This is a genomic window from Xanthomonas sp. NCPPB 3569 (genome assembly GCF_041475645.2).
GTDB classification, from domain to species: Bacteria; Pseudomonadota; Gammaproteobacteria; order Xanthomonadales; family Xanthomonadaceae; genus Xanthomonas; species Xanthomonas phaseoli.
The window spans coordinates 1,828,927-1,854,810 of the sequence record NZ_CM192969.1; the positions used below are offsets into that span (position 1 = coordinate 1,828,927).

20 protein-coding genes and 4 tRNA genes are annotated in these 25,884 nt (G+C 65.1%); 5 read left to right on the forward strand and 19 right to left on the reverse strand.

Annotated elements, in window-relative coordinates; genetic code table 11:
* Window positions 1-29 precede the first annotated feature (29 nt).
* Entirely contained in the window at window positions 30-1,016 is a 987-nt protein-coding gene (locus ACCQ03_RS07785; RefSeq protein ID WP_057679747.1) for an RluA family pseudouridine synthase, read from the reverse strand.
* Window positions 1,017-1,426: 410 nt separating this feature from the next.
* Between ACCQ03_RS07785 and ACCQ03_RS07790 the strand changes: the two genes are divergently transcribed.
* The gene (locus ACCQ03_RS07790) at window positions 1,427-5,089 is read left to right on the forward strand and encodes a ribonuclease E/G (RefSeq protein ID WP_209226749.1); all 3,663 of its coding nucleotides are present in this window, start codon (window positions 1,427-1,429) and stop codon (window positions 5,087-5,089) included.
* Window positions 5,090-5,610: 521 nt separating this feature from the next.
* Here the strand turns inward: ACCQ03_RS07790 and ACCQ03_RS07795 are convergent.
* The 3 genes from ACCQ03_RS07795 to ACCQ03_RS07805 all read right to left on the reverse strand — a co-directional run bounded on the left by ACCQ03_RS07795 (window position 5,611) and on the right by ACCQ03_RS07805 (window position 7,709).
* Window positions 5,611-6,258, reverse strand: coding sequence for a response regulator (locus ACCQ03_RS07795; protein WP_003489223.1), 648 nt, complete (start codon window positions 6,256-6,258; stop codon window positions 5,611-5,613).
* A 224-nt stretch (window positions 6,259-6,482) separates the two neighbouring features.
* The gene (locus ACCQ03_RS07800) at window positions 6,483-7,244 is read right to left on the reverse strand and encodes a sulfurtransferase (protein WP_057679749.1); all 762 of its coding nucleotides are present in this window, start codon (window positions 7,242-7,244) and stop codon (window positions 6,483-6,485) included.
* Between the two features lie 99 nt (window positions 7,245-7,343).
* The gene (locus ACCQ03_RS07805; RefSeq protein WP_017156626.1) at window positions 7,344-7,709 is read right to left on the reverse strand and encodes a DUF6164 family protein; all 366 of its coding nucleotides are present in this window, start codon (window positions 7,707-7,709) and stop codon (window positions 7,344-7,346) included.
* 59 nt (window positions 7,710-7,768) lie between these two features.
* On the opposite strand from ACCQ03_RS07805, the gene ACCQ03_RS07810 reads away from it, so the two are divergent.
* Both ACCQ03_RS07810 and ACCQ03_RS07815 read left to right on the forward strand, forming a co-directional pair.
* A complete protein-coding gene (locus ACCQ03_RS07810) occupies window positions 7,769-8,200 on the forward strand; it encodes an FKBP-type peptidyl-prolyl cis-trans isomerase (RefSeq protein ID WP_061112154.1) in 432 nt (143 codons plus the stop codon).
* Window positions 8,201-8,210: 10 nt separating this feature from the next.
* Complete coding sequence (locus ACCQ03_RS07815) at window positions 8,211-9,473, forward strand: TIGR03862 family flavoprotein (RefSeq protein WP_057679750.1); 1,263 nt, start codon at window positions 8,211-8,213, stop codon at window positions 9,471-9,473.
* Here ACCQ03_RS07815 and ACCQ03_RS07820 read toward each other — a convergent pair.
* Window positions 9,457-10,749, reverse strand: a complete 1,293-nt coding sequence (locus ACCQ03_RS07820; protein WP_057679751.1) for a nucleotide sugar dehydrogenase — start codon at window positions 10,747-10,749, stop codon at window positions 9,457-9,459. The genes ACCQ03_RS07815 and ACCQ03_RS07820 overlap by 17 nt on opposite strands.
* Window positions 10,750-10,887: 138 nt before the next feature.
* On the opposite strand from ACCQ03_RS07820, the gene ACCQ03_RS07825 reads away from it, so the two are divergent.
* A tRNA-Leu gene (locus tag ACCQ03_RS07825) sits at window positions 10,888-10,971 on the forward strand.
* Between the two features lie 372 nt (window positions 10,972-11,343).
* On the opposite strand, the gene ACCQ03_RS07830 is transcribed toward ACCQ03_RS07825, so the two are convergent.
* The 13 genes from ACCQ03_RS07830 to ACCQ03_RS07890 all read right to left on the reverse strand — a co-directional run bounded on the left by ACCQ03_RS07830 (window position 11,344) and on the right by ACCQ03_RS07890 (window position 23,596).
* Window positions 11,344-11,419, reverse strand: a tRNA-Gly gene (locus ACCQ03_RS07830).
* A 78-nt stretch (window positions 11,420-11,497) separates the two neighbouring features.
* Window positions 11,498-11,571, reverse strand: a tRNA-Cys gene (locus tag ACCQ03_RS07835).
* Window positions 11,572-11,639: 68 nt separating this feature from the next.
* Window positions 11,640-11,715: transfer RNA gene (locus tag ACCQ03_RS07840), tRNA-Gly, on the reverse strand.
* Between the two features lie 36 nt (window positions 11,716-11,751).
* Window positions 11,752-12,384, reverse strand: coding sequence for a CDP-diacylglycerol--glycerol-3-phosphate 3-phosphatidyltransferase (gene pgsA / locus ACCQ03_RS07845; RefSeq protein ID WP_005916703.1), 633 nt, complete (start codon window positions 12,382-12,384; stop codon window positions 11,752-11,754).
* Window positions 12,381-14,240, reverse strand: a complete 1,860-nt coding sequence (gene uvrC / locus ACCQ03_RS07850) for an excinuclease ABC subunit UvrC (protein ID WP_057677644.1) — start codon at window positions 14,238-14,240, stop codon at window positions 12,381-12,383. The genes pgsA and uvrC overlap by 4 nt, the downstream gene beginning before the upstream one ends.
* Window positions 14,237-15,655, reverse strand: coding sequence for an NHL repeat-containing thioredoxin family protein (locus ACCQ03_RS07855; RefSeq protein ID WP_057677645.1), 1,419 nt, complete (start codon window positions 15,653-15,655; stop codon window positions 14,237-14,239). Before ACCQ03_RS07855 ends, uvrC begins: the two co-directional genes overlap by 4 nt.
* Before the next feature lie 23 nt (window positions 15,656-15,678).
* Window positions 15,679-16,143, reverse strand: a complete 465-nt coding sequence (locus tag ACCQ03_RS07860) for a low molecular weight protein-tyrosine-phosphatase (protein ID WP_057677646.1) — start codon at window positions 16,141-16,143, stop codon at window positions 15,679-15,681.
* Window positions 16,140-16,919, reverse strand: a complete 780-nt coding sequence (gene kdsB / locus ACCQ03_RS07865) for a 3-deoxy-manno-octulosonate cytidylyltransferase (protein WP_017156619.1) — start codon at window positions 16,917-16,919, stop codon at window positions 16,140-16,142. The genes ACCQ03_RS07860 and kdsB overlap by 4 nt, the downstream gene beginning before the upstream one ends.
* A gap of 309 nt (window positions 16,920-17,228) precedes the next feature.
* A complete protein-coding gene (gene lpxK, locus ACCQ03_RS07870) occupies window positions 17,229-18,266 on the reverse strand; it encodes a tetraacyldisaccharide 4'-kinase (protein WP_057687056.1) in 1,038 nt (345 codons plus the stop codon).
* Window positions 18,263-20,032 (reverse strand): lipid A export permease/ATP-binding protein MsbA, encoded by a 1,770-nt coding sequence (msbA, locus tag ACCQ03_RS07875; RefSeq protein ID WP_057678647.1) that lies wholly within the window; start codon window positions 20,030-20,032, stop codon window positions 18,263-18,265. The genes lpxK and msbA overlap by 4 nt, the downstream gene beginning before the upstream one ends.
* Window positions 20,029-20,493, reverse strand: a complete 465-nt coding sequence (locus ACCQ03_RS07880) for an ExbD/TolR family protein (RefSeq protein WP_017156616.1) — start codon at window positions 20,491-20,493, stop codon at window positions 20,029-20,031. The genes msbA and ACCQ03_RS07880 overlap by 4 nt, the downstream gene beginning before the upstream one ends.
* Before the next feature lie 3 nt (window positions 20,494-20,496).
* Entirely contained in the window at window positions 20,497-21,159 is a 663-nt protein-coding gene (locus ACCQ03_RS07885) for a MotA/TolQ/ExbB proton channel family protein (RefSeq protein ID WP_039574250.1), read from the reverse strand.
* Window positions 21,050-23,596 carry a DNA internalization-related competence protein ComEC/Rec2 gene (locus ACCQ03_RS07890; RefSeq protein ID WP_057678646.1) on the reverse strand — a complete coding sequence of 849 codons (2,547 nt, stop codon included), beginning with the start codon at window positions 23,594-23,596 and terminating at the stop codon, window positions 21,050-21,052. Before ACCQ03_RS07890 ends, ACCQ03_RS07885 begins: the two co-directional genes overlap by 110 nt.
* A gap of 295 nt (window positions 23,597-23,891) precedes the next feature.
* Here ACCQ03_RS07890 and ACCQ03_RS07895 point away from each other — a divergent pair, with 295 nt between their 5' ends.
* Window positions 23,892-24,956, forward strand: a complete 1,065-nt coding sequence (locus ACCQ03_RS07895; RefSeq protein WP_209226737.1) for an SDR family oxidoreductase — start codon at window positions 23,892-23,894, stop codon at window positions 24,954-24,956.
* Between the two features lie 208 nt (window positions 24,957-25,164).
* Here the strand turns inward: ACCQ03_RS07895 and lolD are convergent, their stop codons facing one another.
* A complete protein-coding gene (gene lolD, locus ACCQ03_RS07900) occupies window positions 25,165-25,875 on the reverse strand; it encodes a lipoprotein-releasing ABC transporter ATP-binding protein LolD (RefSeq protein ID WP_484606950.1) in 711 nt (236 codons plus the stop codon).
* Between the last annotated feature and the right edge of the window lie 9 nt (window positions 25,876-25,884).

Consider the following 25,884-nt stretch of genomic DNA (forward strand, 5'->3'; position numbering starts at 1 on the left):
AGCGCGCTGGCGCAGCCGCCATGGCTGCGTCAGCGACCGAGCTGGTCCAGCGCCTCGGCCAGCTCTGGCGCCAGCGGCGCGCTCAACACGTACGGTGTCTTGCCTGCATCCAGTGCGAATTCCAGCGATGCGGCATGCAGGAACAGCCGCTTCAAACCAAGCTGGTCGCGTAGACGCTTGTTGACGTCCGCCTCACCGTATTTATCGTCGCCGGCCACCGGGTGCCCCAGGTGCTGGGCATGTACGCGAATCTGATGGGTGCGACCGGTCTCGATGCGCACTTCGCAATAGGAATGCCCGCCGCGCCGTTCCAGCAATTTGAAATGGCTCAGCGACGGCTTGCCGATCGCATTCACCTGCACATGCCGCTCGCCTCCCTGGCGCAGTCCGATGTGCAGCGGCGCGTCCACGCTCATCACGCCGTCGGGCATGCGGCCCACCAGCAGGGTCAGGTAGCGCTTGGTGATGCCGCGCCCGTCGACGCGGTCGTCTTCACGCATCAAGGCCTGCAGCTCGGTCAGCGCCGAGCGTTTCTTGGCCACGATCAAGAGGCCGGACGTATCGCGATCGAGCCGGTGCACCAGTTCCAGGCTCTGGTTCGGCCGCAGCGCCCGCAGGGTTTCGATGGCGCCGAAGCTGATCCCGCTACCGCCGTGGCTGGCAACCCCGGATGGCTTGTTCAGGGCGAGCAGGCGCGCGTCCTCGAAGACGATCGCCGCCTCCAGCCGGGCCATGAACGACGACGGTGGCGCCGCCTTGTCGCCCTCTTCATTGATGCGCACCGGCGGAATCCGCACTTCTTCGCCGCCCTCCAGCTTGCGCTCGGCCTTGGCCCGCCCGCCGTTGACCCGCACCTGGCCGCTGCGGACCAGCTTGTAGATCAGGCTGCGTGGAGCCCCCTTGAGCTGGCCAAGCAGGAAATTATCCAGCCGCTGCCCAGCACGGTCTTCCGGAACTTTGAGAATGCGCACGCCGACGCGGTCGGCCGGTGGCTTGGGGGGCTGGGGGTCGGTCATCCGGCTCTTTAATTCTGTTACACTCGGCGAGCGAGATAAGGGTTTGATTTTGTTGGAAGTTGATTGGCCAGAAGCCTGACTTCCGATGATTCCGGCACAGTGCGCGACCACCGCCCCCGGGGCGGCCATGTTAGCGGCTCACCGGCCTACCCGGCCATCGCCGGCGGTTTTTGACCGCTGCGCTGAACATGTCCCGTGCGCTGCCCCGGTGTTTCCGGACGCGGCTGCCGGCCCTGAAACACCTATAAAACTTAAACAAGCGCTCCCGCGGCCTGCCGTGGTGTTGCAGCGCTGGAAACTCTGGTCAGGCCTGTCCGCGCGTTGCGCGAAGGGCCGACAAGCTGTTCCAGAGGCGAAACGTCACGGCGTTCCGCGCGGTAGAGCGCGTGAGGAACGCAACAATGAAGCGAATGCTGATCAACGCAACGCAGGCCGAAGAGCTGCGCGTGGCGATTGTGGACGGCCAGACCCTGTACGACATCGACATCGAACAGCCGTCCAAGGAACAAAAGAAGTCCAACATCTATAAGGGCCGCATCACCCGGCTCGAGCCTTCCCTGGAAGCGGCGTTCGTGGACTATGGCGCCGAGCGTCATGGCTTCCTGCCGCTGAAGGAAATTTCCCGCGACTATTTCCAGGCCGGCGTCGACCATAACAAGGCGACCATTCGCGAATTGCTGCGCGAAGGCCAGGAAATCGTGGTGCAGGTCGACAAGGAAGAGCGTGGCAACAAGGGCGCTGCCCTGACCACGTTCATCTCGCTGGCCGGCCGTTACATGGTGCTGATGCCCAATTCGCCGAGCGCCGGTGGCGTTTCGCGCCGCATCGAGGGCGAAGACCGCGCCGCGCTGAAGGAAGCGCTGGACAAGCTCGATATCCCCGACGACATGGGCGTGATCATCCGCACCGCCGGTGTCGGCCGTGATGCCGAAGAACTGCAGTGGGATCTGGATTACCTGCTGCAGACCTGGAAGGCGATCGCCGAAGCTGCGCTGAGCAAGCCGGCGGCGTTCCTGATCTACCAGGAATCGCGCCTGATCATCCGCGCCCTGCGCGACTACCTGCGCGCCGACGTCGGCGAAATCCTGGTCGATACGCCGGAGCTGTACGCCGACGCCCAGGAGTTCATGAAGCAGGTGATGCCGCAGAGCCTGCGCAAGCTCAAGCACTACACCGACGATATCCCGCTGTTCAATCGCTTCCAGATCGAATCGCAGATCGAAGGCGCCTATGAGCGCAACGTGCGCCTGCCCTCGGGCGGCTCGATCGTGGTGGACCAGACCGAAGCGCTGACGGCCGTCGACGTGAACTCCTCGCGCGCCACCAAGGGCAGCGATATCGAAGAAACCGCGTTCCAGACCAATCTGGAAGCGGCCGAAGAAGTTGCACGCCAGTTGCGCTTGCGTGACCTGGGTGGCCTGGTGGTCATCGACTTCATCGACATGGCCTCGTCCAAACACCAGCGCGAAGTCGAAAACAGGCTGCAGAACGCGCTCAAGTACGACCGCGCACGCGTGCAGCTTGGCCGTATCTCGCGCTTCGGCCTGATGGAAATGAGCCGCCAGCGCCTGCGTCCGAGCCTGGGCGAATCCAGCCAGATCGTGTGCCCGCGTTGCGACGGCCATGGCCGCATGCGCAGTGTCGAGTCGCTGTCGCTGTCGATCATCCGCGTGGCCGAAGAGCACGCCATGAAGGAAAACACCGGGCAGGTGCTGGTCCAGGCCCCGGTGGAAATCGCCAACTACCTGCTCAACGAAAAGCGCAGCGCGCTGCGTGAAATCGAGCAGCGCCATGAGTCGCCGATCATCATCGTCGCCGACGAGCAACTGCATACCCCGCACTACGAAGTCACGCGCCTGCGCGAGAACGAACTGGGCGAAGAAAGTGGCAAGCCGAGCTACCAGCGCGGCACCCCGCGCAAGCTGCCGGTGCATGCGCTGACCAAGGCGCAGTTGAATATTCCCGCAGCGCCGGCGGTCACGTCGATCAAGCCGAGCCAACCGGCACCGGTGCGCGAAGAGGCCCCTGCCCCGGTCGCGCCTGTCGCGGCGCCGGCGCCGGTGGTGACCGTGCCCATTCCGGCACCGGTCACCACCGGCGTGGTGGGCTGGCTGAAGCGGATCTTCGGCGGCGTCGAGCCCGTTGCCCCGGCCCCGGAGTCGGCCCCCCGTCCGCGCCAGAACGATGCCGGCCGCAACACCCGCAGCGAACGCGGCGAGCGTGGCGGTCAGCGCCGCGATGGTCGCGATGCCCGCAGCGGTGGTAACGGTGGCAACCAGCAACGCGGCAATGGTGGCAACGGCAACGGCGCCAACAAGGAACGCCGCGATGAACGCCGTCAGCCTGCCAACGGCCAGGGCGCGCAGAACGGCGCACAGGCACCGCAGCACGTGCAGGCGCCAAAGCCGCCGCGCAATGAAACGCAGGCGCCAAAGCAGCAGCCGCAGCAGCAGAAGTCCAAGCCGCAGAACCAGAGCCCACGTCCGCCACGTGCGCCTGCACAGCAGGACGGCGCCCCAGCCGAGCGGCAGCCGCGTCCGGCCCGCCAGGATGAGGGCACGGCAGCGGCGCAGACCCTGACCTCCACTGCCGCAACGGCAACCACGTCGAGCGTGGTGTCCGCCATTGCCGATACCGCTGCACCCACCAACGCGCAGACCAACGCGAATGAAGCGGTCCAGGCGCATCCGGTCGATGTCACCGTGACCGAATCCACCGCTGATCGCGGTGCCGACGCGAATGCGACTGTACCGGCCCAGGATGCCGCGGGCGACGATGCTGCCAATGGCGAAGGCGGAAGCCGTCGCCGCCGCGGTCGTCGTGGTGGCCGTCGTCGTCGTCGTGGCGCCGGTGCCAACGGAGAAGGCGGTGCCAGCGTCGATGGCCTGGAAGGCGACGATCTGGACAGCGATGCCGACAGCGATCTCGATGGCGACAGCGAAGGCGACGACGCCGGTGCTCATGCGCATGTTTCGAGTGCACCGCGCGCCGGCCAGCCGGAGTTCGATTTCGACGATGACGCACCGGCACCGGCCGTGCGCGCCAAGCCGGAACCCGCAGCCCAGGCAACCGCCAAGCCGCGTCCGGTTCCCAAGGAGCGTGCAGAGCCACAGCTCGGCAGTGATACAGCCTCGACCACCGCGCCGGTTTCCAATGCCGTGCCGGCATCGCAATCGCCAGCAGCAAAACCTGTTGCCAAGGCTGACACCGCTCAGGATCGCCCTGCTGCGCCCGCCGTTGCGACGGACACACCTGCCAAGCCTGCGCTTGCTGCGACAGCGTCGACTGCCGTCAGCACCGATAGCGCGACATCGCAGGCTGCAGACCAGCGCCCCGCGCCGGTCGGTCAGCAGGCATCCGCTGCCCCGGCCCCGGTTGCAGCCTCCGCACCTGTAGCCTCCACGTCGGCACCTGCGGTGACTCCCGCCGCCGGGACGGCACCGATGTCTGCTGCCACGGCTTCGGCACTGGCTGTTGCATCGCCTGTGACCAACGATGCGGCGACAGGCGGCCAGCACCAGCCTGCGCCGGCAGATGCGCCTGCACCTGCCGCCGAGGCCGAGGCCGAGGCCGCGAAGGCCGACCAGCAGCGGCGCGATGCGTCGGCGGACGTGGCAACGCCGTCGGTGCAAGCAGCGCCGGTGCAGACGGCGCCTGCAACGCCTGCTGACGACTTACCGGCACCTGCGGCAGGTGCGCCCGCGTCGCAGGTCGCAGTAGTCACGGTCACGTCGCCGCACGCCGAGCAATCTGCTTCGCAGGCGCCATCGGCCGAGGTGGCAACGACCTCGACGGTTGTGCAGGCAAGCCCAGGGGCAGAGACCACGCCCGTGCGAAAGCCGTATGCTCCGGTACAGACCACCATGCTTGATGCGTTGGGCCCGAACGATGCTGCGCCAGCAGTCTCCTCGGCCAGCGAGGCTCCGGCAGCCCGTGCAGTAGCGCAGCCCTCGCAGGCAGACAAGCCGAAGCCGACGGTAGTTGTGTCCGAAGCAGTCAAGCCGGTTGCGCCATCGGACCAAGCCGAGCAGGCGCAGGATGACGACAGCAACAAGCCGCGTGGCGATCACTGATCGCCAGGTGACTGGATCGAGTGGCCTGGTCGGGTAACAGGTCACGTCAACATCAAAAACAGCGGCCTTCGGGCCGCTGTTTTTTTTGGCCCGCCTGCACTAACGCCAAGCCGCATCCGCCGGTCATGATCCCGGCGAGGCATCGACGCACCTCGTTCTTCCACATGAGCGGCGAGGTTTATCGCCACTGGTGGTGAGTGGTTGCAAAAAACCTTCGATCAGGGAGTTCGGCGACGCCAGATTTACTGGCACATGACGACAATCAGCGCGGAAAGCTTCCTGTGCGGACGTGTATTCATGCGCATTGCAGGGACGTCAGGAAACACAATGCCTGTTTCGACGCCTGGCGCGCCTCCAGCAGGCCAGGCTAATTCGCGTACCCGTGCGTTGACGCAATCCAGCAACCGCTGCTGAGTGAGAGGCGCGTCATTTCTCAGCACGCAATGAGCCTCTCTGCACGATGTGGTTCGCTCTGACCTTGCGATGCAGCGCAACCACTGCGCCGCACTCAAGGCAACGGTTCACAGCACCCTGGAGGGATCGGTCAGACCGTATTGATTGGCTAGCCGCGCCAGCGCAATGTTGTCCTGGATGCCGACCTTCTCAAACAGGCGTGCCTTGTGCGTGTTGATGGTCTTGGCGCTGAGGTTCAGGCGCTTGGCGATGTCTTCCTGGCGCAGGCCCTGGGTCAGCAGCAAGGCCACTTCCAGTTCGCGGGGCGACAACGCATCGAACGGTGAACCGCCACCTTCCAGATTGGAAAGGGCCAGATTCTGCGCGATCGTGTTGCCGAGATAACGCCGCCCTAATGCGACTTCACGCACCGCGCGCAGCAACTCGTGCGCGTCACCGCCCTTGCCCACATAGCCGGAGGCGCCTGCCTCAAGCAAACGCTTGGGCAATGGCCCGTCTTCGAGTACGGAAACAATGATGACCCGCGTGCCGTAGTCGCCCTTGACGATGCGCTCGGTAATTTCCAGGCCGCTGACGCCGGGCAAATGCAGGTCGCATAGCACGATGTCCGGCTTGAGTTGACGAATCTGCGGCAATGCGGCTTCGCCGCTCTCTGCTTCACCCACTACATCGACGTCCACTTCCTTGGACAAAATCATCTTCATGCCTGTACGCACGAGTGCATGATCGTCGATCAGAAAAACTCTGATGGTCATCCTTGTTGTCCTCGCTAGCGGCTGGCTGGTGCAGCCTATCTCCGTGAATAATTCAGGGCAAGCTCGATGCGACGTATTACGCCCAAGTTAGAGCGTTATGACGCCTCACTAGAGCATGCATTACGTGCGCGTGGCGCGATGTCTCAAGGCAAGATGTTGCAACGTGTGCCGATGATGCGGCCGCCTGAGCCACCGGTGACATCGGGCAATGCAGTCGCGCTCGGTCAGATTTTCACTGGCGAGGCGGTACGGTCGGCGTCCACCAGGGGTTTTAATTCGGGATCCAGTGCAACGCGTTCGTCGAAGACGAAGCAGCGGCCGTCGTAGCCTTCGCCACCGACCTCTTCGAAGTAGCCGAGGATGCCGCCCTCCAGTTGCAGCACGTTGTCCATGCCATCGGCCTGCATCCACAGTGCGGCCTTTTCGCAACGGATGCCACCGGTGCAGAAGCTGACCACCGTGGCATCGGCCAACGCGCCACGATGCGTTTCCAGCGCGCCAGGCAAGTCGGTGAACTTGTCGATCGGCAATGTCAGCGCACCCTGGAAGGTGCCGTATGCCACTTCCTGCGCATTGCGCGTGTCCAGCATCACCAACGGGCGACCACGATCGTCATGCCCGTTGCGCAGCCACTCGCGCAGCACGGCAGGCGTCACCGACGGCGCACGACCTTGCAGCGGCGATGCATCGTCGCGACGAAAACTGATGATCTCCGGCTTGATCTTGACCTTGAGCCGCGCGAACGGCTGATGCGCGCTTTCGCTGTACTTGATACGCATCTGCGCAAACCGCGGATCGGCCTGTAGCCAGGTATAGAACGCGCCGATCTGCTCGGCAGCGCCTGCCAGGAACAGGTTTATGCCCTCTTCGGCCACCAGCACCGATCCTTTCAGCGCATGCTGCTCGGCCTGCGCGAGCAGGCCGGCGGCAAGTGTCTGCGGACCCTGGATGGTGACGAACTGGTAGGCGGCAGTATTGGTAATCATGCGGCTATTTTAGGGCCGCGGGCAGCCCCTAGCGAGCGCTGTGAACGGGATACCCAGCACGTTGCAGCAACGTACCTGCACCCGCGTCATGCCGCGACCTCAGCCGCGCAACAGCACAAACGGCAGCAACACCAGCGAGGCGACGATCAGCATGCCGATCAGCGTGACCAGCACGAAGACCGGTCGCCTGCGCAGCAACGCGCCAAAGGTCTCCGCTGTGCCGGCCGCAAGTTCCTCCTGGCGCTGGGCGCGCGCAATCGCGCCGCGCTGCGCCTGGTAGGCATCCATCGCCGCCTTGGCGCGCGGATAGTCGGCATCGTCGCTGAGCCAGATACCGCCAGCGGAAATCCCCCAGTTGCTCGGGCGCGTTTCATAGATCTGCACGCGCTGCTCGCGCATCAGCGCCCGCACCTCGTCGGCTTCGTCGTCGGGGACATTGCGCAGATTGAGCAGTAGCTTGGCCATGCCGCGATGATACCGGGAGCCAGGTGCGATAATGGCCGCCTTTCTCCGTGGACCCTGCCATGCGCTTTCTGTTGACGCTCATTGCCGCCCTGTTGCTCGCAAGCTGCGCACCTGCCCTGCCGCCCTCCGGCGGCACCATCGCCAGTTTCGAGCGGATCGACCGCACCGTTGGGACCGGTGCAGAGGCCACACCAGGCGCAATGGTCACCGTGCACTACACCGGCTGGCTCTACGACGAAAAAGCCGCCGACAAACATGGCAAGAAGTTCGATAGTTCGCTGGATCGCGCCGAGCCGTTCCAGTTCGTACTCGGCGGCCACCAGGTCATCCGCGGCTGGGACGATGGCGTGGCCGGCATGCGTGTCGGCGGCAAGCGCACCTTGATGATCCCGCCCGATTACGGCTACGGCGACAACGGCGCAGGTGGCGTGATACCGCCCGGTGCATCGCTGGTGTTCGATGTCGAATTGCTGGGCGTGCAGCCGCGTTGAGTACCTGACGATGACTGATCTGAGCAGGCGGCGGCTGGCCGTGATCGGCGGTGGGCCGGCCGGTTTGATGGCGGCGGAAGTGGCTTGCGCGGCAGGCTTGGCGGTGGATCTGTACGAGGCCAAGGGCTCGGTGGGCCGCAAGTTCCTGATCGCTGGCAAAGGCGGCTTGAACCTCACGCATTCCGATTCGATGCCGCTGTTTGCGCAACGCTATCGCGAACGTGAGCAACCGGTTTCCGCGTGGTTGCAGGACTTCGATGCTGACGCGCTGCGCGACTGGGCGCGAGAGCTCGGTGTGGAGACCTACGTCGGTACTTCCGGCCGTGTCTTTCCAATGGACCGCAAGGCCGCCCCCCTGCTACGTGGCTGGGTGCGCCGGCTCAAGGAACAAGGCGTCGTGTTTCATGTGCAGCACCGCTGGCAGGGCTGGACTGAAAACGGCGCACTCCGTTTCGACTCGCCGACCGGCACGGTGGAGTGCAGTGCAGAGGCAGTGGTGCTGGCGCTTGGTGGTGGCAGCTGGCCGCAGCTGGGCTCCGACGGCCAGTGGCAAGCAACATTGCAGCAACGCGATATCGCGGTCGCGCCCCTGGTGCCGGCCAACTGTGGTTTCGATATCGATTGGAGTGCGCACTTCGTGCAGCGTCATGCAGGTGCACCGCTGAAACCGGTCGTTGCGCACTGGCAGGATGGCAACGGCATGCAGCACGCATTGCAGGGCGAATGCGTGGCCACTGCGAACGGCATCGAGGGCAGCTTGATCTACGCCTTGGCTGCGGACCTGCGCGAGCAGATCGACGCCCACGGCGTCGCCGAACTCGTGCTGGATCTGATTCCGGGCCGCTCGCTCGAACGCGTGCATGCTGAACTGGCCCAGCCGCGCAAGGGACGCAGTTTCAGCGAGCATCTGCGCCGCCAGGTCGGCATCGATGGCGTCAAAGCGGCGCTCCTCTACGAAGCACTCGGCAAGCAGGCGGGCGACGATGTGGCATTGGTCGCACGCACGCTCAAGCAGTTGCCGTTGCGCCTGTTGCGGCCACGTCCGCTTGCCGAAGCAATCAGTTCTGCAGGCGGCGTGCGGTTGGAGGCGCTGGACGATCAGCTGATGGCGCTCGCACAACCAGGGGTATTTTGCGCTGGCGAAATGCTCGATTGGGAAGCGCCAACCGGCGGCTATCTGCTCACCGCCTGTTTCGCCAGCGGCCGACGCGCCGCACGCGGTGCGGTAAGGTGGCTAGCGAAGCGCCACCCAAGCGCTACAGGCGATCGCTGACTGCCGCACGCGGCCATACCGATTTGACGTCGTATACCACCGCGCCCGGTTTGCCGAGCGCAGCGATCCGCGCGACGTCGTAGTCGCGATACTGCGCATGCGCCACCGCCAGCACCACGGCATCGTAGCTGCCCTCTTCCGGCGTCTCGCTTAAGTGCACACCGCCGTGCTGCAGCGCTTCAGCCGGGTCTGCCCACGGGTCGCAGGTATCCACCTGCACACCCGCGGCCTGCAGCAGCTGCACCAATTCCAGGGCGCGGCTGTTGCGCAGATCCGGGCAGTTTTCCTTGAAGGTGGCGCCCAGCACCAGCACCCTCGCCTGCGCAAGCGCGACGCCACGCATGGCCAGCATGCCGCACACGCGTTCGGCCACATGTCGGCCGACACGATTGTTGACCTGCCGCGCGGTGTGGATCAGGTCCGGGTGATAGCCCACGCTTTCGGATTTGTGCATCAGGTAGTACGGATCCACACCGATGCAATGCCCGCCGACCAGGCCAGGACGAAACGGCAGGAAATTCCACTTGGTTCCTGCGGCTTCGAGCACATCGAGCGTGTCGATTCCCAACTTGTCGAAAATCAACGCCAACTCGTTGACTAGCGCGATATTGACGTCGCGCTGGATGTTTTCGACCACCTTTGCCGCTTCTGCCACGCGCATCGACGGAGCGCGCCAGGTGCCTGCAGCGATGATGCTGGTGTATAGCGCATCGACGGCATCGGCAGCGTCCGCTGTCGAGCCCGAGGTGATCTTGCGGATGTCGCGCAGACGCCGCTGGCGATCGCCGGGATTGACGCGTTCGGGGCTGTAACCGCAAAAGAAGTCGTGGTTGAAGCGCAGCCCAGAGCCTGCTTCGAGCAAGGGCACGCAAACTTCCTCGGTGGTTCCTGGATAAACCGTGGATTCGTAGATCACCAAGTCGCCGGGCTTGAGTGCGGCGGCGATCAAGGCCGTGGCGCTACGCAACGGCTCCAGATCCGGTTGCTCGAAGCTGTCGATCGGCGTCGGCACGGTCACGATGAAAATGCGGCACGCGGCCAGATCCGCAGCGTTTGCGCTATAGCGCAACTGCGTTGCGGCAGCCAATTCGGCATCGTCCAGCTCCAGCGTGGCATCGTGGCCATCGCGCAATTGCGCAACACGCTGCGCATCGATGTCGAAGCCCAGGGTGTCACGTTGCTCCCCGAACGCAACCGCCAACGGCAGGCCGACATAACCTAAGCCGATGACGGCGATGCGCCGCTGTGCGGGGGCGAGAAGCGTAGTGCCAGACATGCGGTTCCTTGAATGGTGCGCAGCCGGTGGCGGCGCGCTATGCGGCGGCAGCATAGCGCAGGCCGCAGACGCCAGGCAGTGCAGGAAGTACGCTGCAAAGATTCACAATCGCCGCGCAATCAGGCACGCTATCGCAATGCCCGGGTGGCGAAATTGGTAGACGCAAGGGACTTAAAATCCCTCAGCCGCAAGGCTATGCGGGTTCGACCCCCGCCCCGGGCACGTATTTATGAGGTAATCGAGTCGGCGCATGCGCACTCGTCTTCGCGCCGCGCGACGCTTGCCCGCATGATGTCCATGCCCAGTCATTCGCATCGTGCAGCCAACGTGGTGGTCACCTGGCCCAGGATTGCATTCTCGATCTCGGCGTACACGCGACATCGCGTTGCGCCACGCTTCCCGACGCGATCAGTCACACGCATGTGTCCAAAGCACCCAAGCACGTGTGCGTGATCGGACACTGGAACAGGCATTCGTTCACCCCAGCGCCACTGCTCTTAGTTCACGGCAGCCGCCTAGTGAACGAACGTCCCCGGCCAATAAAAAACGGCCGATAAAAACCCCGGATATCGAGCGATATCCGGGGTTCGAATTTGGAGCGGGAAACGAGACTCGAACTCGCGACCTCAACCTTGGCAAGGTTGCGCTCTACCAACTGAGCTATTCCCGCGTGGAGCGAAATTGTACAGCGTGTTACTTCGTTGCGCTAGCCCTGTCGTCGTCGATGGCAGGAATACCGCATGCGATGTGGAGGCCTGGGCCGGAATTGAACCGGCGTACGCGGATTTGCAGTCCGCTGCATAACCACTCTACCACCAGGCCGAAACATCAAACCCAAGGCATCCTGCCTTGAAACAACGAGACCCCTGACGCGGGGTCTTGTCTACATCTGGAGCGGGAAACGAGACTCGAACTCGCGACCTCAACCTTGGCAAGGTTGCGCTCTACCAACTGAGCTATTCCCGCTTGGGAGGCGAAATTCTACAGCGAACAGGATAGCTGTCAACTGTTGCTTTCGATTTTTTTCGGCTTGTTGCTGATCGCTGCTTTTTCGTCGGCGCGCAGACTTGGCCAAGCAGCCTGCAGATACTGAAACCCCGACCACAGCGTCAGCAAGGCGGCAATGGCCAATGTCCAGTAGCCCGCACGAAATATCAGATTGCCCAGCCAGATCTCATGCGTGGGCATCTGCCCGGGCGTGACCGAATACAACAGGCACAGCAAGGCCACCATTTGTGCGGTGGTCTTGATCTTGCCGATTGCCGCCACGCGTACCTTGGCGCGCTGGCCGATTTCGGCCATCCACTCGCGCAGTGCAGAGACGGCAATCTCGCGTCCGACGATGACTGCTGCCCAGAACGCCATCCACGGCGTGGGATGGCCCTGCACAATCAGGAACAGCGCCACGGCGACCATCAGCTTGTCGGCGACCGGGTCCAGAAATGCGCCGAATGCGGAATATTGGTGATAACGCCGCGCGACCCAGCCATCCAGCCAGTCGGTGATGGCGGCCAGCGCGAACACGCCGGCGGACGCGAAATTCGTCCACGTGTACGGCAGGTAGAACACCACGACCAACACCGGGATCATCACGATCCTCAGCAGTGTCAGCCACGTGGGGATGGTCAACTTCATTGCGGACTTGCCTCGCCTGCCGCATCGGGAAGCGCCAGCCCGTGCAGGTTAGCGTAGATTCGCGCGGCAAGTGCGGCATTGACCCCTTCCACCCGCGCAATCTCGGCCTCGCCAGCGGCCTTGAGCCCGACCAGGCCGCCGAAGTGCTTGAGCAGACTCGCGCGGCGCCGGGGGCCGATGCCGGGGATATCCTCGAGCTTGCTGGTCATGCGCGCCTTCTGGCGGCGACCGCGGTGGCCGGTGATTGCAAAGCGGTGCGCTTCGTCACGCACTTGCTGGATGAATTGCAGCGCAGGCGACGCGGCGCCCGGCCGCAGCTCGCGGCCGTCGGCCATGATCAAGGCTTCGTGCCCTGCCCGGCGCTCTTCGCCCTTGGCCACGCCGACCAGCAAGACGTTTTCGACCCCAAGATCGGCCAGCGCGGCCTGCGCCTGCGCCAGCTGGCCCGCGCCACCGTCGATCAGCAGCACATCGGGCAGCACGCCATTCTCTTCCACGGCGCGCCGGAAGCGGCGCTCGATCGCCTGCCGCATGGCTGCGTAGTCGTCGCCCGGCGTGATGCCGGAAATATTGAAGCGCCGGTACTGGCCACGCACCGGGCCACTGGCGTCGAATACCACGCACGAGGCAACGGTCGCCTCGCCCATGGTGTGACTGATGTCGAAACACTCCACGCGCTTGACCGGCTCGGCAAGTCCAAGCATCTCGCGCAAGGCTTCGCTGCGTGCATGCTGCGCGCTCTGGCTGGTGAGCTCGGTGACCAGGGTCAGCTGCGCATTGCGCGTGGCCAGCAGCAGATAGCCGGCACGCTCGCCGCGCACGTTCCACTTCAGCGCCACCTTGTGCTCGGCGGCCGTACTGAGCGCGGCTTCGATCAGCTCGGCTTCCGGGATCTCGCGGTCGAGCAGGATTTCGCGCGGGGGAGAGTGCTCGGCGTAGTACTGCGATACGAACGCGCCAAGAATTTCGTCGGCGCTGTCCTCCCCATTGGTCTTGGGAAAGAACGAGCGCGTGCCGAGATTGCGGCCGTCGCGAAAACTCAGCAACAAGACGCAGGCCTGGCTGGATTGCGTGGCGCAGGCCAGCACGTCCAGATCAGCTGCACGCCCGTCGACGTACTGACGGTTCTGCATGCTGCGCAGCGAGGAGAGCAAATCGCGCAAACGCGCGGCGCGCTCGAATTCCAGTGCCTCGCTGGCCTGCTGCATCGAGTGCATGATCTCTTCGCCGAGCTGATCGCTCTTGCCTTCGAGAAACATGGTGGCGCGGCGTACCGATTCGGCGTAATCCGGAGCGGCCACCAAATCCACGCATGGGCCGCTGCAACGCCCGATCTGGTATTGCAGGCAAGGCCGCGAACGGTTGCGGAACACGCTGTCCTCGCAACTGCGCAGCTTGAACAGCTTGTGCATCAGGCTCAGCGTTTCGCGTACACCGGTGACGCCGGTGTAAGGACCGAAATAACGCCCTTGTACCGCGCGTGGACCGCGGTGCAAGGCAATACGGGGCCATTGTTCGCGGGTCAGCAGCACGTATGGGTAGCTCTTGTCGTCGCGCAACGAAACGTTGTAGCGCGGCGACAACGATTTGATCAGCTGATTTTCCAGCAGTAGCGCTTCGGCTTCGCTGCGGGTGACGGTGACGTCCATGCGCGCGACCTGCGACAGCATCGAAGTCAACCGGGCGTTCTTCGGCGTCCCATTGAAATAGCTGCCCACACGTTTGCGCAACGCGCCCGCCTTGCCGACATACAGCAAGGTGTCGTCGCCCGCATACATGCGATAGACGCCAGGCGCGGTGCTCAGTTGCGCAGCGAACGCTTTTCCATCGAAATCGTTTTGGGGCCTAACGCTCATTCGTCTATCGAAACATCACTCAGTGCGCCGCTGGCAAGGTCGTATCGCAAGATGGCGTGCGCATCGGTTTCTGCAATCCAGACCGCATCTGCGGTGACCGCCAGCCCGGCCGGGCCATGCAGACGACGCGGCAGCGCGACCGTTGTCAATTCACCGCCGCCCAGGCGCAGGCAGCGCAGGCGGCCATTGCCGGTGTCGGCGATCCATAGCAGCGGCGAATCGGCCGCCAGTGCGATGGCCTGTGGGAACTGCAGGCGCGCCGTGCTGCGTGGACCGTCCTGATCCCCGAACTGCCAGGTACCCTGCCCACCAACCAAGGTCTGTACCAGATCGCCCCGCAACTGCATGGTGCGGATCGACGAGCCCAGCCCGTCGCAGACATAGGCCACCTGCTGCACCGACGCCAAACCGGCCGGCTGTGCGAAAGCAGCCAGATGGCCGCTGCCGTCGCGGGTTTCAAGGGCACCGGTGCCTGCGCGCGCGGTCAGTGCGGCGCGGCCCAGGTGATAACTCCAGATCCGGTTATCGCCGGCCATGGCGATCAATACCTGGTTGTCGGCGATCGCCAGACCTTGCGGGTAGTTCAGCGCAGAGGCACCGGGCGACGCCAGGGGGCCTTCGACCGGCTCGCCGGAGCGACCGGTGCCGCACAAGGTGTCCACCTGTCCGCTGCGCAGATTGATACGACGCAGCGCATGGTTGCCGGTATCGGCGACATACAACTGATCGCGTTCCAACGCCAACCCTTGCGGACGCCGGAATGCCGCCTCGCCGACGCCGCCGTCGATGAGATCGGCATTGCCATGCCCGAACTGGCGCAGTACGCGTCCGCTGTGCGTGCACTCCAGCACGCGGTGGTGGCCGGTATCGGCGACATACAACCGGTCCTCGGTCGCGGCCAAGCCGGTGGGAAAACGCAACGCCAGATGCGGCTCGGGCTCGCGCTCGGCCACACCGTGGAGGTCGGCGTCCGACGGCGGCTGCTGGCCCTCGCACAGGGCAGTCAGCGCCTTGTCCAGATCGCCGGTGACGCCCACCAGGCGCTGCCGCTCGCGGCCGTAGGCATCCAGCAGCACCAGCGTGGGCCAGGATTCGATACCGAAGCGACGCCAGGTTTCCCAATCCTTGTCGAGCAGGATCGGCGCACTCACGCCGTGTCCGCGCAGTTGTTTAAGCGAACGTTGCGGCAGGCGCTCGCTGTCGAAACGCGGCACCTGCACCACGATCACCTGGAGCCGGCCAGGGCTGCGCGCCTGCCAGTGGGCAAGCTCGGCCAGGCGTTCGGCGCACCACACCGAGCTGGCGTTGACGAACGCCAGCACCAGCGCACGGCCGCGATGCTCCTGCAAGGTGGAGGGCCTGGCATTGAGCCAGGTAGGAAATTCCGGCAGTTCCTGGGTGAGCTGGGCGTTCATGTGGTGATTATGCCCAAGCGCGATTAGCCGCGGGTGAGTCTGGCCACGGTCAGGCGCGCGGCAGCGTCGACCAGCTGCCATACCTGCTCGAAGTCATCCATGCCGCCGGTATACGGGTCGGGGATGTCATCGCGCGCGTCGATGCCGGCCCAGGGCAGCCACAAGGCGAGCTTGTCGCGCTGCGCCGCCGGGGCGAGCCGCTGCAGATCGCGCAGATTGCTGCCGTCTGCGCACAACAGCCAATCGAAATGCTCGAAATCCGAGTGCTTGACCTGGCGCGCACGAAGACCGGAGATATCCACGCCATGGCCGCGCGCGCAGCGGATCGCGCGCGGGTCCGGCGGATCGCCGGCATGCCAGTCGCCGGTCCCGGCCGAATCGACCTCGATGCGCCGCGACAGCCGCGCCTTGTCCAGTTGCGCGCGCAAGGTGCCCTCGCCCATCGGCGACCGGCAGATATTGCCCAGGCAGACGATCAGCACCTTCATGCCGAAGCTACACGCATCTGTGCGCGGACCAGATCGTCGGGGGTATCGATGCCTGGCGGAAACGGCTCGGGCGTCACCGCCACGGCGATGCGATAACCGGCTTCCATCGCGCGCAGCTGTTCCAGCGATTCGATGCGCTCCAGCATGCCGGGCGGCATGGCCGCGAAGCGTTGCAGGAAGCCTGCGCGATAGGCGTAGATGCCGATGTGGCGCAGCCAATGACCTTCTGCAGGCACGCTATCGCGCTGGCTGGCGAAGCTGTCGCGGTGCCAGGGAATCGGCGCACGGCTGAAATACAGCGCGTCGCCGCCGGCCGTGCGCACCAGCTTCACCACGTTGGGATCGAACAGGTCGTGCGCGTTGTCCACCGGTGCGGCCAGCGTGGCCATCTGGGCACCGGAATGCTGCAGCAGATCTGCAACGGCGCGGATACCTGCAGCCGGCGCAAACGGTTCGTCGCCTTGCAGATTGACCACGCAGGTCTGCTCGTCCCAGCCGGCAATGCGTGCGCATTCGGCCAGGCGGTCGGTGCCGGAAAGATGCGCGGCGCCGGTCATCGCCACATGCACGCCGGGAAGATGCTCGATCGCCGCGGCGATACGCGTGTCGTCGGTGGCCACCCACACCTCGCGCGCACCCGCCAGCAACGCACGCTCGGCCACATGCTGGATCATCGGGCGATCGCCGATTCGTTGTAGCGGTTTACCCGGCAGCCGCGTGGAGGCGTAACGGGCGGGAATGGCGACGACGAAATCGGCAGGCGTGGTGGGTGTCATACGTGCGCGCTCTGGAGACAATGAGAAGTGGAGAAACGAGAGAACCGAATCGTTTGATGCCGATGTGTGATTGAACGGGGGTCGCGGTAGTCGTCGGCGCTGCGCTGCACGAGACCAGCACTCAGAACGCCTTTGCATGCGCGGCTTGCAGCCATGCGCACCGCTCTTAGGGTAGACCGTTGCCCAAGCACTGCGAGACTTCATGCAGCATGGATGCCCCATCACAAACGCAAGAGCGTACTCAACGCGTGGCGCACGATGGTTGGCCAGCGACGTCCAGCTGCAAGCTCACAACGGCCGGCGACGCACTCACACGCCCTGCCGGCTCGCCAATTTGTTCAAGCGATCCAGCAGACTCACCCAGAACGCAGCCGGCAGCTCCGCCTTCAGTGGCACGCTGTACAGCCACTCGTCGGCGAACGGACGGCATTTCACCGCGTCCTTCTCGGTCATCAGCACCGGCAGGCGGCTTCCGAAGCTGAAATCCGCGGCGCGATAGACGTGATGATCCGGAAACGCGTGCGGCACCACGCCAATGCCGCGCGCGCGCAGCATGGCGAAGAAACGTTCCGGATGCGCGATGCCCGCCACCGCATGCACGCGCTGCCCGGCAAGCATGCTCAAGGGCTGCGCACGCTTGCCATCCATCGGCTGCACGCTGTCGATGCTCAAACGCATCTGCCACTCGCCGAAACCGGCATCATCGGGCACCTGCGGTGCGGCAGTTGCACTGGCCTGGCCAAGATTGACCACGCGGAAATCGCAATCGCGTGCCCGCGTCGCCGGTTCGCGCAACGGCCCAGCAGGCAGCAGGCGTCCGTTGCCGTAGCGCCGCTGGCCATCGACCACTTCGATTTCGACATCGCGCGCCAGACGGTAATGCTGCAGCCCGTCGTCGCAGATCACGATGTCGCAGCCCGCCTCGACCAGCGCCCGTGCAGCAGCGAGCCGGTCGCTGTCGACACGCACGCGCGCACCGGTCTTCCAGGCGATCAACACCGGCTCATCGCCGCCGAGCGCCACCGGGGTATCCGCTTCGACCCAGCGTGCGGTACCGGCGTCATCGCGGCCGTAGCCGCGGCTGGCAACGCCAGGCGTCCAGCCGGCTTCCTGCAGCTTTGCGACCAGGGCAATCGTCAGCGGCGTCTTGCCGGTGCCGCCAGCGGTGACATTGCCGACCACGATCACCGGCACCGGCACGCCATGGCGCCTACGCCAACCGCGGCGATACAGCGCCCGCCGCAATGCGATCGCAGCGCCGTAGACCGGCGCCAGCATGCGCGCCGGCAAGGGGATCGGCGTGTTGTCGTACCAATAGCCCGGCGTGCGGGTGCCGCGCTTGCTCATGCCTGGCGTTCGCGGAATTGCATGCCGTGCAAGTGCGAATACAAGCCGCCCTGCGCCAGCAATTGGTGGTGCGTACCGCGCTCGACGATCCGGCCCTGGTCCATCACCAGCACCTGATCGGCATGCTCGATGGTGGAAAGGCGATGGGCGATGACCAGCGTGGTGCGGTCCGGCATTAGCTTGTGCAGGGCGTCCTGCACCAAGCGCTCGGATTCGTTGTCCAGCGCTGCGGTGGCCTCGTCCAGAATCAGGACCGGCGCATCCTTGAGCATGGCGCGTGCGATCGCCAGGCGCTGGCGCTGGCCGCCGGACAGGCGCCCCCCCTTGGTGCCGACATGCGACTGCAGACCTTCGGGCAGTTGCGCGACAAATTCCATTGCATTGGCGCCCATGATCGCGCGCTCCAGCTGGCCGGCATCGGCGTTGCGCATTTCGCCGAACGCCACGTTGTCGGCAATGCTGCCGTCGAACAACATCACCTGCTGGCCCACCAGCGCAATCTGCCTGCGCAGATCCGCCAGGGCATACGCCTGCACCGGATGACCGTCGAGCAGGATCTGGCCTGCCTCGGCTTCGTAAAAACGCGGAATCAGCTTGATCAGACTGGATTTGCCGCTCCCGGAACGCCCGACGATGGCAGTGACAGTGCCCGGTTGCGCGACGAAGCTGACATCGGCCAGCGCCGGATTGACCTGGCCCGGGTAGCGCGCCGTGACATCGCGAAATTCGATCAAGCCCTTGGCACGCGTCAGCGGCACGGTTCCTTGATCCGGCTCGTCCGGGCTGTCGAGCACCGAAAACAGGCGCTCGGCCGATGCCAGGCCGCGTTGCACCATGTTCTGCACATTGGTGAGCTGCTTGAGGCCCGGAATGATGGTCAGCATCGACGTCATCAGCACCACGAAATCGCCGGCCGTCAGGCGCCCGGCCAATGCCTGCGCACCGGCCACGAACAGCAATGCCGACAGGCCGATCGCACCGATCATCTGCACCGTCGCGGTGGAAATGCCGCGGGTGGATTCGACCTTCATTGCCAGCCGCAGGTTGCGATTGGCCAGCGCGCCATAGCGCTCCATTTCGGTCTGCTGGGCCCCGTAGATCTTGACCTCCTGATGGCTGGACAAGGTCTGGTCGGCAGCCTGCAGCAGCTGGGCCCCGCTTTCCTGGATGCTGTGGCTGATACGGCGGTAGCGCCGCGCCACCTTGTCCATCACCCAGGCCAGCACCGGGGCGAGCACCAGGATGGTCAATGTCACCTGCCAGCTATGCCACAGCATCAGTGCCAGCGCACCGATCACCTGCAGCGATTGCTGGATCATGACCTTGACCGCATCCACTGCGGCCTGCGCGACCTGGTCCGAGTCCGAGCCCAGGCGTATCAGCATCGACGGCACCGGCTCCGAATCGAAGCGTGACCCTGGCAATCGCAGATACTTGGCCATCACCTTGATACGCAGATCGCGCGCGATGCTGCGTGCGGATTTGCCCATCGCCATGTCGGTGATGTAGCCGGCGACGCCGCGCACCACGAACAGCAGGATGATCTGCACCGGCAGCCAGCGGCTGACCTCGGCGTTCTTGTAGATGAAGGTCTCGTCGGTGATCGGCTTCATCAACGCCAGAAAACCGGTGGTGCCGGCCGCTTCGATCAACGCGGCGATCAGTGCGGCCACCAGCAACAAGCGATACGGCTTGGCGAATGCCAGCAGGCGACGGTACGTGCGCCAGGAAGACACTGGCGCCGGGCGGTCGGTGGAGAGGGTCACTGGCGGGTTCCGTTGGTGCTTGTCTTGCCGGTCGTACTGGTGGCGCTGGCCGGCGGCGCGGTGGCAATGGCAATGCGCCGGAAGCCGAGCTGGCCCAGCGCATCCTGCGCGGTCACCACGGCCTGGTACGGGGTCCGCGCATCGGCGCGCATCAGCACGGTCTGTTCGCGGTCATCGCCGGCGATCTGGGCAATGGTCTGCTTGAGCGAATCCACATCCGAGCGCAGCACTTCCTGATCGTTGATGAAATAACGCCCATCGGCATTGACCAGCACGCTCAAGGAACGCGGCGGCGCACTGGTGTGCTGGTCGCTGGCGGTCGGCAACTGCAATTGCAGCGTGGAGCGTGCGTCGAAGGTCGTGGTCACCACGAAAAAGATGATGAGGACGAGGATGACGTCAATCAATGGCACCAAGTCGATATGCGGCTCGTCCTGGCTTCGGTCGCTGCCGATGCGCATCCGTCAACCCTTCGCCGTGACGGGCTTGGCGCCCGCTGCGGCCGGCGCGACGGCTGCAGGCACGACTCGGCCATCGATGGTGTCCAGCAACAAGGTGGCTTCCTGCTCCATTTCGATGATGTAACCGGCGATGCGCCCCTTGAAGAAGCGATGTGCCATCAATGCCGGCACAGCGATGATCATGCCGGTGGCAGTGCATACCAGCGCCTTGCCGATGCCGCCGGCGAGCTGATTCACATCGCCTACGCCGTGATCGAGGATGCCCAAGAACATCTGGATCATGCCGACCACGGTACCAAGCAGACCCAACAACGGCCCGGCCGATGCAATCGTGCCCAACGCGTTCAGATAGCGCTCCATGCGATGCACCACATGCCGGCCGGTGTCTTCGATACGTTCGCGAATCACATCGCGCGGGCGGCCGCGCACGTCCAGCGCGGCGGCCAGCAAGGCGCCCAGCGGCGAATTGCGGCGCAGCGACTCGATGTGGGTGGGATCCAGATTGCCGCGCGCGGCCCAATTGCGCACCTCTTCCCCCAGGCCCGGCGGCGTCACCTCATTGCGGCGCAAGCTCCACAGACGCTCCAGCACGATCGCCAGGGCGATTACGCCCAGCAACAGCAACGGCACCATCGGCCAACCGCCTGCCTTGACCAGCTCCAACACGATTTGATTCCTCCGGCAACGCGGCCGCCTGTTCGCTGACCGATAGGATAGCAGCCGACCGCCGCCGTTCCGCAGCATCCCATAGCCGCGGCTGCCAGCGCCGTCGCTCGCGCAGTTGCAGGCCTCCGGCACCGAGCCAAACCCGGATCGCTCCCGCCTGGGCGGTGTCCAGCACCTCTGCCCCGCCCGACTTCCAGCGTTGCACGACCTCGGCGCGCGGATGGCCGAATCTGTTGCCATGACCGGACGAGACCAGCGCCAGGCGTGCACCGGTCGCGGCGATGAAGGCGGCTTGCGAGCCGTCGGCGCTGCCGTGGTGCGGGACGATCACCAGGTCGGCGCGCAGGTCCGCGGCGTGCCCGCGCAGCAGTCGGCGCTCGACGACTTCGCCGATATCGCCCGGCAACAGTGCGCTCGCAGACGCGGTCTCGACCCGCAGCACGCAGCTGGATTGATTGCGCAGGTAAGGAAAGCCCACGTCGGGATGCAGGAAGCGGAAGCGCACCCCGTCCCACTCCCACTGCTGCCCGGCGCGACAACGCGCGGTGACGTCCAGCGGCGCACCCGGTGGCGCAGCCGTGCGTGCCACTGGAAGTCCCGTGCGCACCGCGGCATAGCCACCGGCATGATCGGCGTCGGCATGGCTGAGCACGATGGCGTCCAGCCGGCGCACGCCAAGCGCGCGCAACGCCGGCAGCACCACGCGCTCGCCAGCATCGAACCCGTCGCGTACCGCCGGACCGGTATCGAACAACAGCGCATGGCGTTGCGTGCGCACCAGCACCGCCAAGCCCTGGCCCACATCCAGCACCTGCACATCCGCCTCGCCTGCGGCGGGCAGTTCACGATCCGGCCAGAGCAGCGGCAACCACAGCAGCGCCGCCAACGATTTACCCGGCGTCGCGCGCGGCAGCAACAGCCAGAACGCACCGAGCAAGGCGGCGATCAGGGCAACCCCGTCGGACTCGGGCACCCACCACAACGCGACCCCGGTCTGCCCGAGCCAGACGAACCCCGGCCAGGTCAGCTCAAAGCACCAGCCGGCAAGCTGCCATGCCCACACGCCGCTACCTGGGCAGATCGCTTCGAGGGCAGTCCCCAACAGGCACAGCGGCACCACCACGAAGGTCCACCACGGAATGGCGACCAAATTGGCGAATGGCCCGACCAGCGACGCCTGCCCGAACAGGCTGACCGTCAACGGCAGCAGGCCAACGGTGGCCACGGTCTGCGCAGACAGGAAGCCGCGCATGATGGCGCGATTGTCGGACGGCAGGCACCAGACCAGCCATGCCACGCCGGCGAAGCTGAGCCAGAAGCCAGCCACCAGCACGCTGAGCGGGTCCCACAGCAACACCGCCAACAAGGCGAGCGAGAGGACATGCGCGGTCGAGGCGCGTCGCCGCAGCACCCTGGCGAGGGCCACCACCCCAATCATCAACACGGTGCGTACCGTGGGCAGCGCCAGGCCAGCCAACAGCGCGTAGGCCGCAGCGCCGAGCAGCGCGGCAATCGATGCCGCATGCAGACGCGGCATGAATGTGCCCAGTCGCGGCTGCCAGCGCCAGATGCCAGCGACCAGCAGCGCGAAGAATGCCCCGACCAGCCCGACATGAAATCCAGAGATGGCGATCAGATGACTGAGCCCGGTCGCGCGCAACGTTGCCCACGCCGTATCGTCCAGCCCGCGGGTATCTCCAAGCGCGAGCGCCCGCAGGTACGGCGCAGAAGGGCCGCCGACACGCCCGGCGATGCGTTGCGACATCCGTTCGCGCCACGCATCCACGCCTTGCGGCGGCGCGATCTGGCGTGCGGTTGCAGGCATGCGCACATAGCCCGTCGCAGCGATGCGCTGCGCCAGTGCCTGGCGCTCGGCATCGAAGCCTCCGGGATTGCGCAAGCCGCGTGGCGCACGCAGCTTGAGCCGAAGCTGCCAACGCGCACCTGCATGTAGCGCCGCGCGCGGGCCGATGCGCTCGGCGCCAAAGTCGTCGTACCAGGCCAGCTGCAGGAGCTTGCCGCGCAGTGCCGCCGGCTGCGCCGGCGCCTGGTCCACGCGCAGCTGAAAACGGGTACGGCGTTGCTCGGCGGTCGGTAGCCCGACAATCTGTCCGCGCACGGTGATATCGCGCGTTTCATCCTGCGGGGGCAGTTGCGACTGCAGGGCATCGGTTACCTGCCACCCCATCGTTCCGAATCCGAAGAGTGTCGCTGCCCCGGCCAGCAATAGCGCACTCCGGCGCGGGCGCAGCCACACCGTCACGCCGCTGCCCAGCAACGCGACACACACGCAGACGACGTAAACCATGCGCGGAAGCAGTATGGGCGACCAGGCGCACGCCGCCACGCCCAGCAATAACGTGGCCGCACTGGCCACCGCCGATCCCATCTGCCGCGGCGCTGCGTGCGCTGACACCTCCATGCTGTCGGTCGCCATCCCTGACCCTATCGATCAACGTCTCCACCTTAGATCGCGACACCTTCCGCGCACAGCGGAGATCTGCCCAAGCCTGGGTAGGAAGAACACGGCCGCGGCGGTCGCTGATTGCAAATACGAAAGAAGGACTGCGACACGCAACCACTTGATGCAGTGCGTGGAACCGTGCACGCGTGACGATGCATGCCGCGCCAGCTCGAGGGATCAACGGCCCAGCACGCCCTGTGGCACAGCGTTCGCCCCGATTTCATGGTGTCGCCGCTAAGGTGAAATACGTTTCTCAGGAGCCTCCCCCATGCGTAAAGGCATTGCATTGATCGTCGGTGTGACCGGCATCTCCGGTTACAACCTTGCCAACGTGCTGCTCACCGACGGCTGGACCGTGTACGGCCTCGCACGCCGACCACTGCCCCACGACGGTGTCATTCCGGTCGCAGCGGATTTGCTGGACGCCGACAGCACCAACAGCGCGTTACGTGGTCTACCGATTACCCACGTGTTCTTCTGCACCTGGACCCGTCGCGATACCGAGCGCGAGAACGTCCAGGCCAATGGCGCGATGATGCGGCACCTGTGCGATGCGCTCAGCGATGCGCCGTTGCAGCACATGGCGCTGGTCACCGGCACCAAGCACTACCTGGGCGCGTTCGAAAATTACGGAAGCGGCAAGGCCGAAACGCCGTTTCGCGAAAGCGAGCCGCGCCAGCCGGGCGAAAACTTCTACTACACGCTGGAAGACCTGCTGTTTGCGCATGCGCAGCAGCATGGCTTCGGCTGGAGCGTACATCGCTCGCACACCATGATCGGCATGGCCAACGGCAGCAACGCCATGAACATGGGCGTGACGCTGGCGGTGTATGCATCGCTGTGCAAGCACACCGGGCAGCCGTTCGTGTTCCCCGGCTCGCAAGCGCAGTGGAACAGCCTCACCGACCTCACCGATGCCGGGCTGCTGGGCCGCCAACTGGCCTGGGCCGGGCTTAGCCCCGCGGCGCGCAATCAGGCCTTCAACACCGTCAATGGCGATGTGTTCCGCTGGCGCTGGATGTGGGGCGAGATTGCGAAGTTCTTCGAACTCGACGCTGCGCCCTGCCCCGCTGTGCCGGAACCGCTGGAGCCACGCATGAGTCAAACCGCACCTGCCCTGTGGGCTGAGGTGGCCGCGCAACACGCGTTGGTAGAGTCCGACGTCAATCGGCTTGCATCGTGGTGGCATACCGATGCCGACCTGGGCCGCGAGATCGAGTGCGTCAACGACATGACCAAGAGCCGCGAACTGGGCTTCCTCGACTTCTACGACAGCCGCGCCTCGTTCTTTGAACTGTTTACCCGCCTGCGGGCGCTGCGCATCATTCCTTGACCGATGCCGTGGCATCGCCGCAGGCTGCATTGGCCTGCGGCGAGCAGCGGCATGTGCCCTGGCAATCGCGCAGCATGCAATCGTATGCTGCCACTGCACTGCAAAAGCGCCACCAATTCGGCTAACGGTCACGGCACCGGCGCCCGCCGAAGTTTCCACGCTCATCGGCAATGCGATCGGTCTGCCAGCCGACCGCTTCGCCATGCGCTTACACCGCAGACGGCGCTAATTCGCGCAGCTTGCCCTGGTGTAGCTCCAGTACGCGGTCCAGGCGCCGTGCCAGGCCGCGGTCGTGCGTCACCAACACCAGGCTGGTGCGCTGGGCGCGGTTGAGCTCCAGCATCAGCTCGAACACGGTGCCCGCGGTCTTGTCGTCGAGATTGCCGGTGGGCTCGTCGCCCAATACGCAGCCTGGCCTGTTGACCAATGCACGCGCCACCGCACAGCGCTGGCGCTCGCCGCCGGAGAGCTCGCTGGGCTTGTGTTCGACGCGATGCCCAAGCCCGACCGATTCCAGCAGTTGCAGCGCCTGACTTTTGGCAACGGCAACATCCTTGCCGGACAACAGCACCGGCATCATCACGTTCTCCAACGCGGTGAATTCCGGCAGCAGGTGATGGAACTGGTAGACGAAGCCAAGCGCCTGGTTACGCAGCTTGCCACGCTGCGCGTCGGACAGCGCCGACATGCGCTCGCCGGCCACATACACTTCGCCGGAAGTGGGAATATCCAGACCGCCGAGCAGATGCAGCAAGGTGCTCTTGCCGGCGCCGGAGGCGCCCACGATCGCCACGGTTTCGCCGGTGGCCACCGACAGGTCCAGGCCATCGAATACCGGCGTGCGCATCTTGCCTTCGGCGTAGGTCTTGGCCAGCGCTTCGGCGCGGATCACCGCAGTTGCCTGTTCTGGTGTTTGCACGGACGTTTC

Bases quoted from the DNA above. Each gene is read 5' to 3' on its own strand.
- ACCQ03_RS07785 (WP_057679747.1), bottom strand. From the start codon at position 1,016: ATGACCGACCCCCAGCCCCCCAAGCCACCGGCCGACCGCGTCGGCGTG.
- ACCQ03_RS07790 (WP_209226749.1), top strand. From the start codon at position 1,427: ATGCTGATCAACGCAACGCAGGCCGAAGAGCTGCGCGTGGCGATTGTG.
- ACCQ03_RS07795 (WP_003489223.1), bottom strand. From the start codon at position 6,258: ATGACCATCAGAGTTTTTCTGATCGACGATCATGCACTCGTGCGTACA.
- ACCQ03_RS07800 (WP_057679749.1), bottom strand. From the start codon at position 7,244: ATGATTACCAATACTGCCGCCTACCAGTTCGTCACCATCCAGGGTCCG.
- ACCQ03_RS07805 (WP_017156626.1), bottom strand. From the start codon at position 7,709: ATGGCCAAGCTACTGCTCAATCTGCGCAATGTCCCCGACGACGAAGCC.
- ACCQ03_RS07810 (WP_061112154.1), top strand. From the start codon at position 7,769: ATGCGCTTTCTGTTGACGCTCATTGCCGCCCTGTTGCTCGCAAGCTGC.
- ACCQ03_RS07815 (WP_057679750.1), top strand. From the start codon at position 8,211: ATGACTGATCTGAGCAGGCGGCGGCTGGCCGTGATCGGCGGTGGGCCG.
- ACCQ03_RS07820 (WP_057679751.1), bottom strand. From the start codon at position 10,749: ATGTCTGGCACTACGCTTCTCGCCCCCGCACAGCGGCGCATCGCCGTC.
- pgsA (WP_005916703.1), bottom strand. From the start codon at position 12,384: ATGAAGTTGACCATCCCCACGTGGCTGACACTGCTGAGGATCGTGATG.
- uvrC (WP_057677644.1), bottom strand. From the start codon at position 14,240: ATGAGCGTTAGGCCCCAAAACGATTTCGATGGAAAAGCGTTCGCTGCG.
- ACCQ03_RS07855 (WP_057677645.1), bottom strand. From the start codon at position 15,655: ATGAACGCCCAGCTCACCCAGGAACTGCCGGAATTTCCTACCTGGCTC.
- ACCQ03_RS07860 (WP_057677646.1), bottom strand. From the start codon at position 16,143: ATGAAGGTGCTGATCGTCTGCCTGGGCAATATCTGCCGGTCGCCGATG.
- kdsB (WP_017156619.1), bottom strand. From the start codon at position 16,919: ATGACACCCACCACGCCTGCCGATTTCGTCGTCGCCATTCCCGCCCGT.
- lpxK (WP_057687056.1), bottom strand. From the start codon at position 18,266: ATGAGCAAGCGCGGCACCCGCACGCCGGGCTATTGGTACGACAACACG.
- ACCQ03_RS07880 (WP_017156616.1), bottom strand. From the start codon at position 20,493: ATGCGCATCGGCAGCGACCGAAGCCAGGACGAGCCGCATATCGACTTG.
- ACCQ03_RS07890 (WP_057678646.1), bottom strand. From the start codon at position 23,596: ATGGCGACCGACAGCATGGAGGTGTCAGCGCACGCAGCGCCGCGGCAG.
- ACCQ03_RS07895 (WP_209226737.1), top strand. From the start codon at position 23,892: ATGCGTAAAGGCATTGCATTGATCGTCGGTGTGACCGGCATCTCCGGT.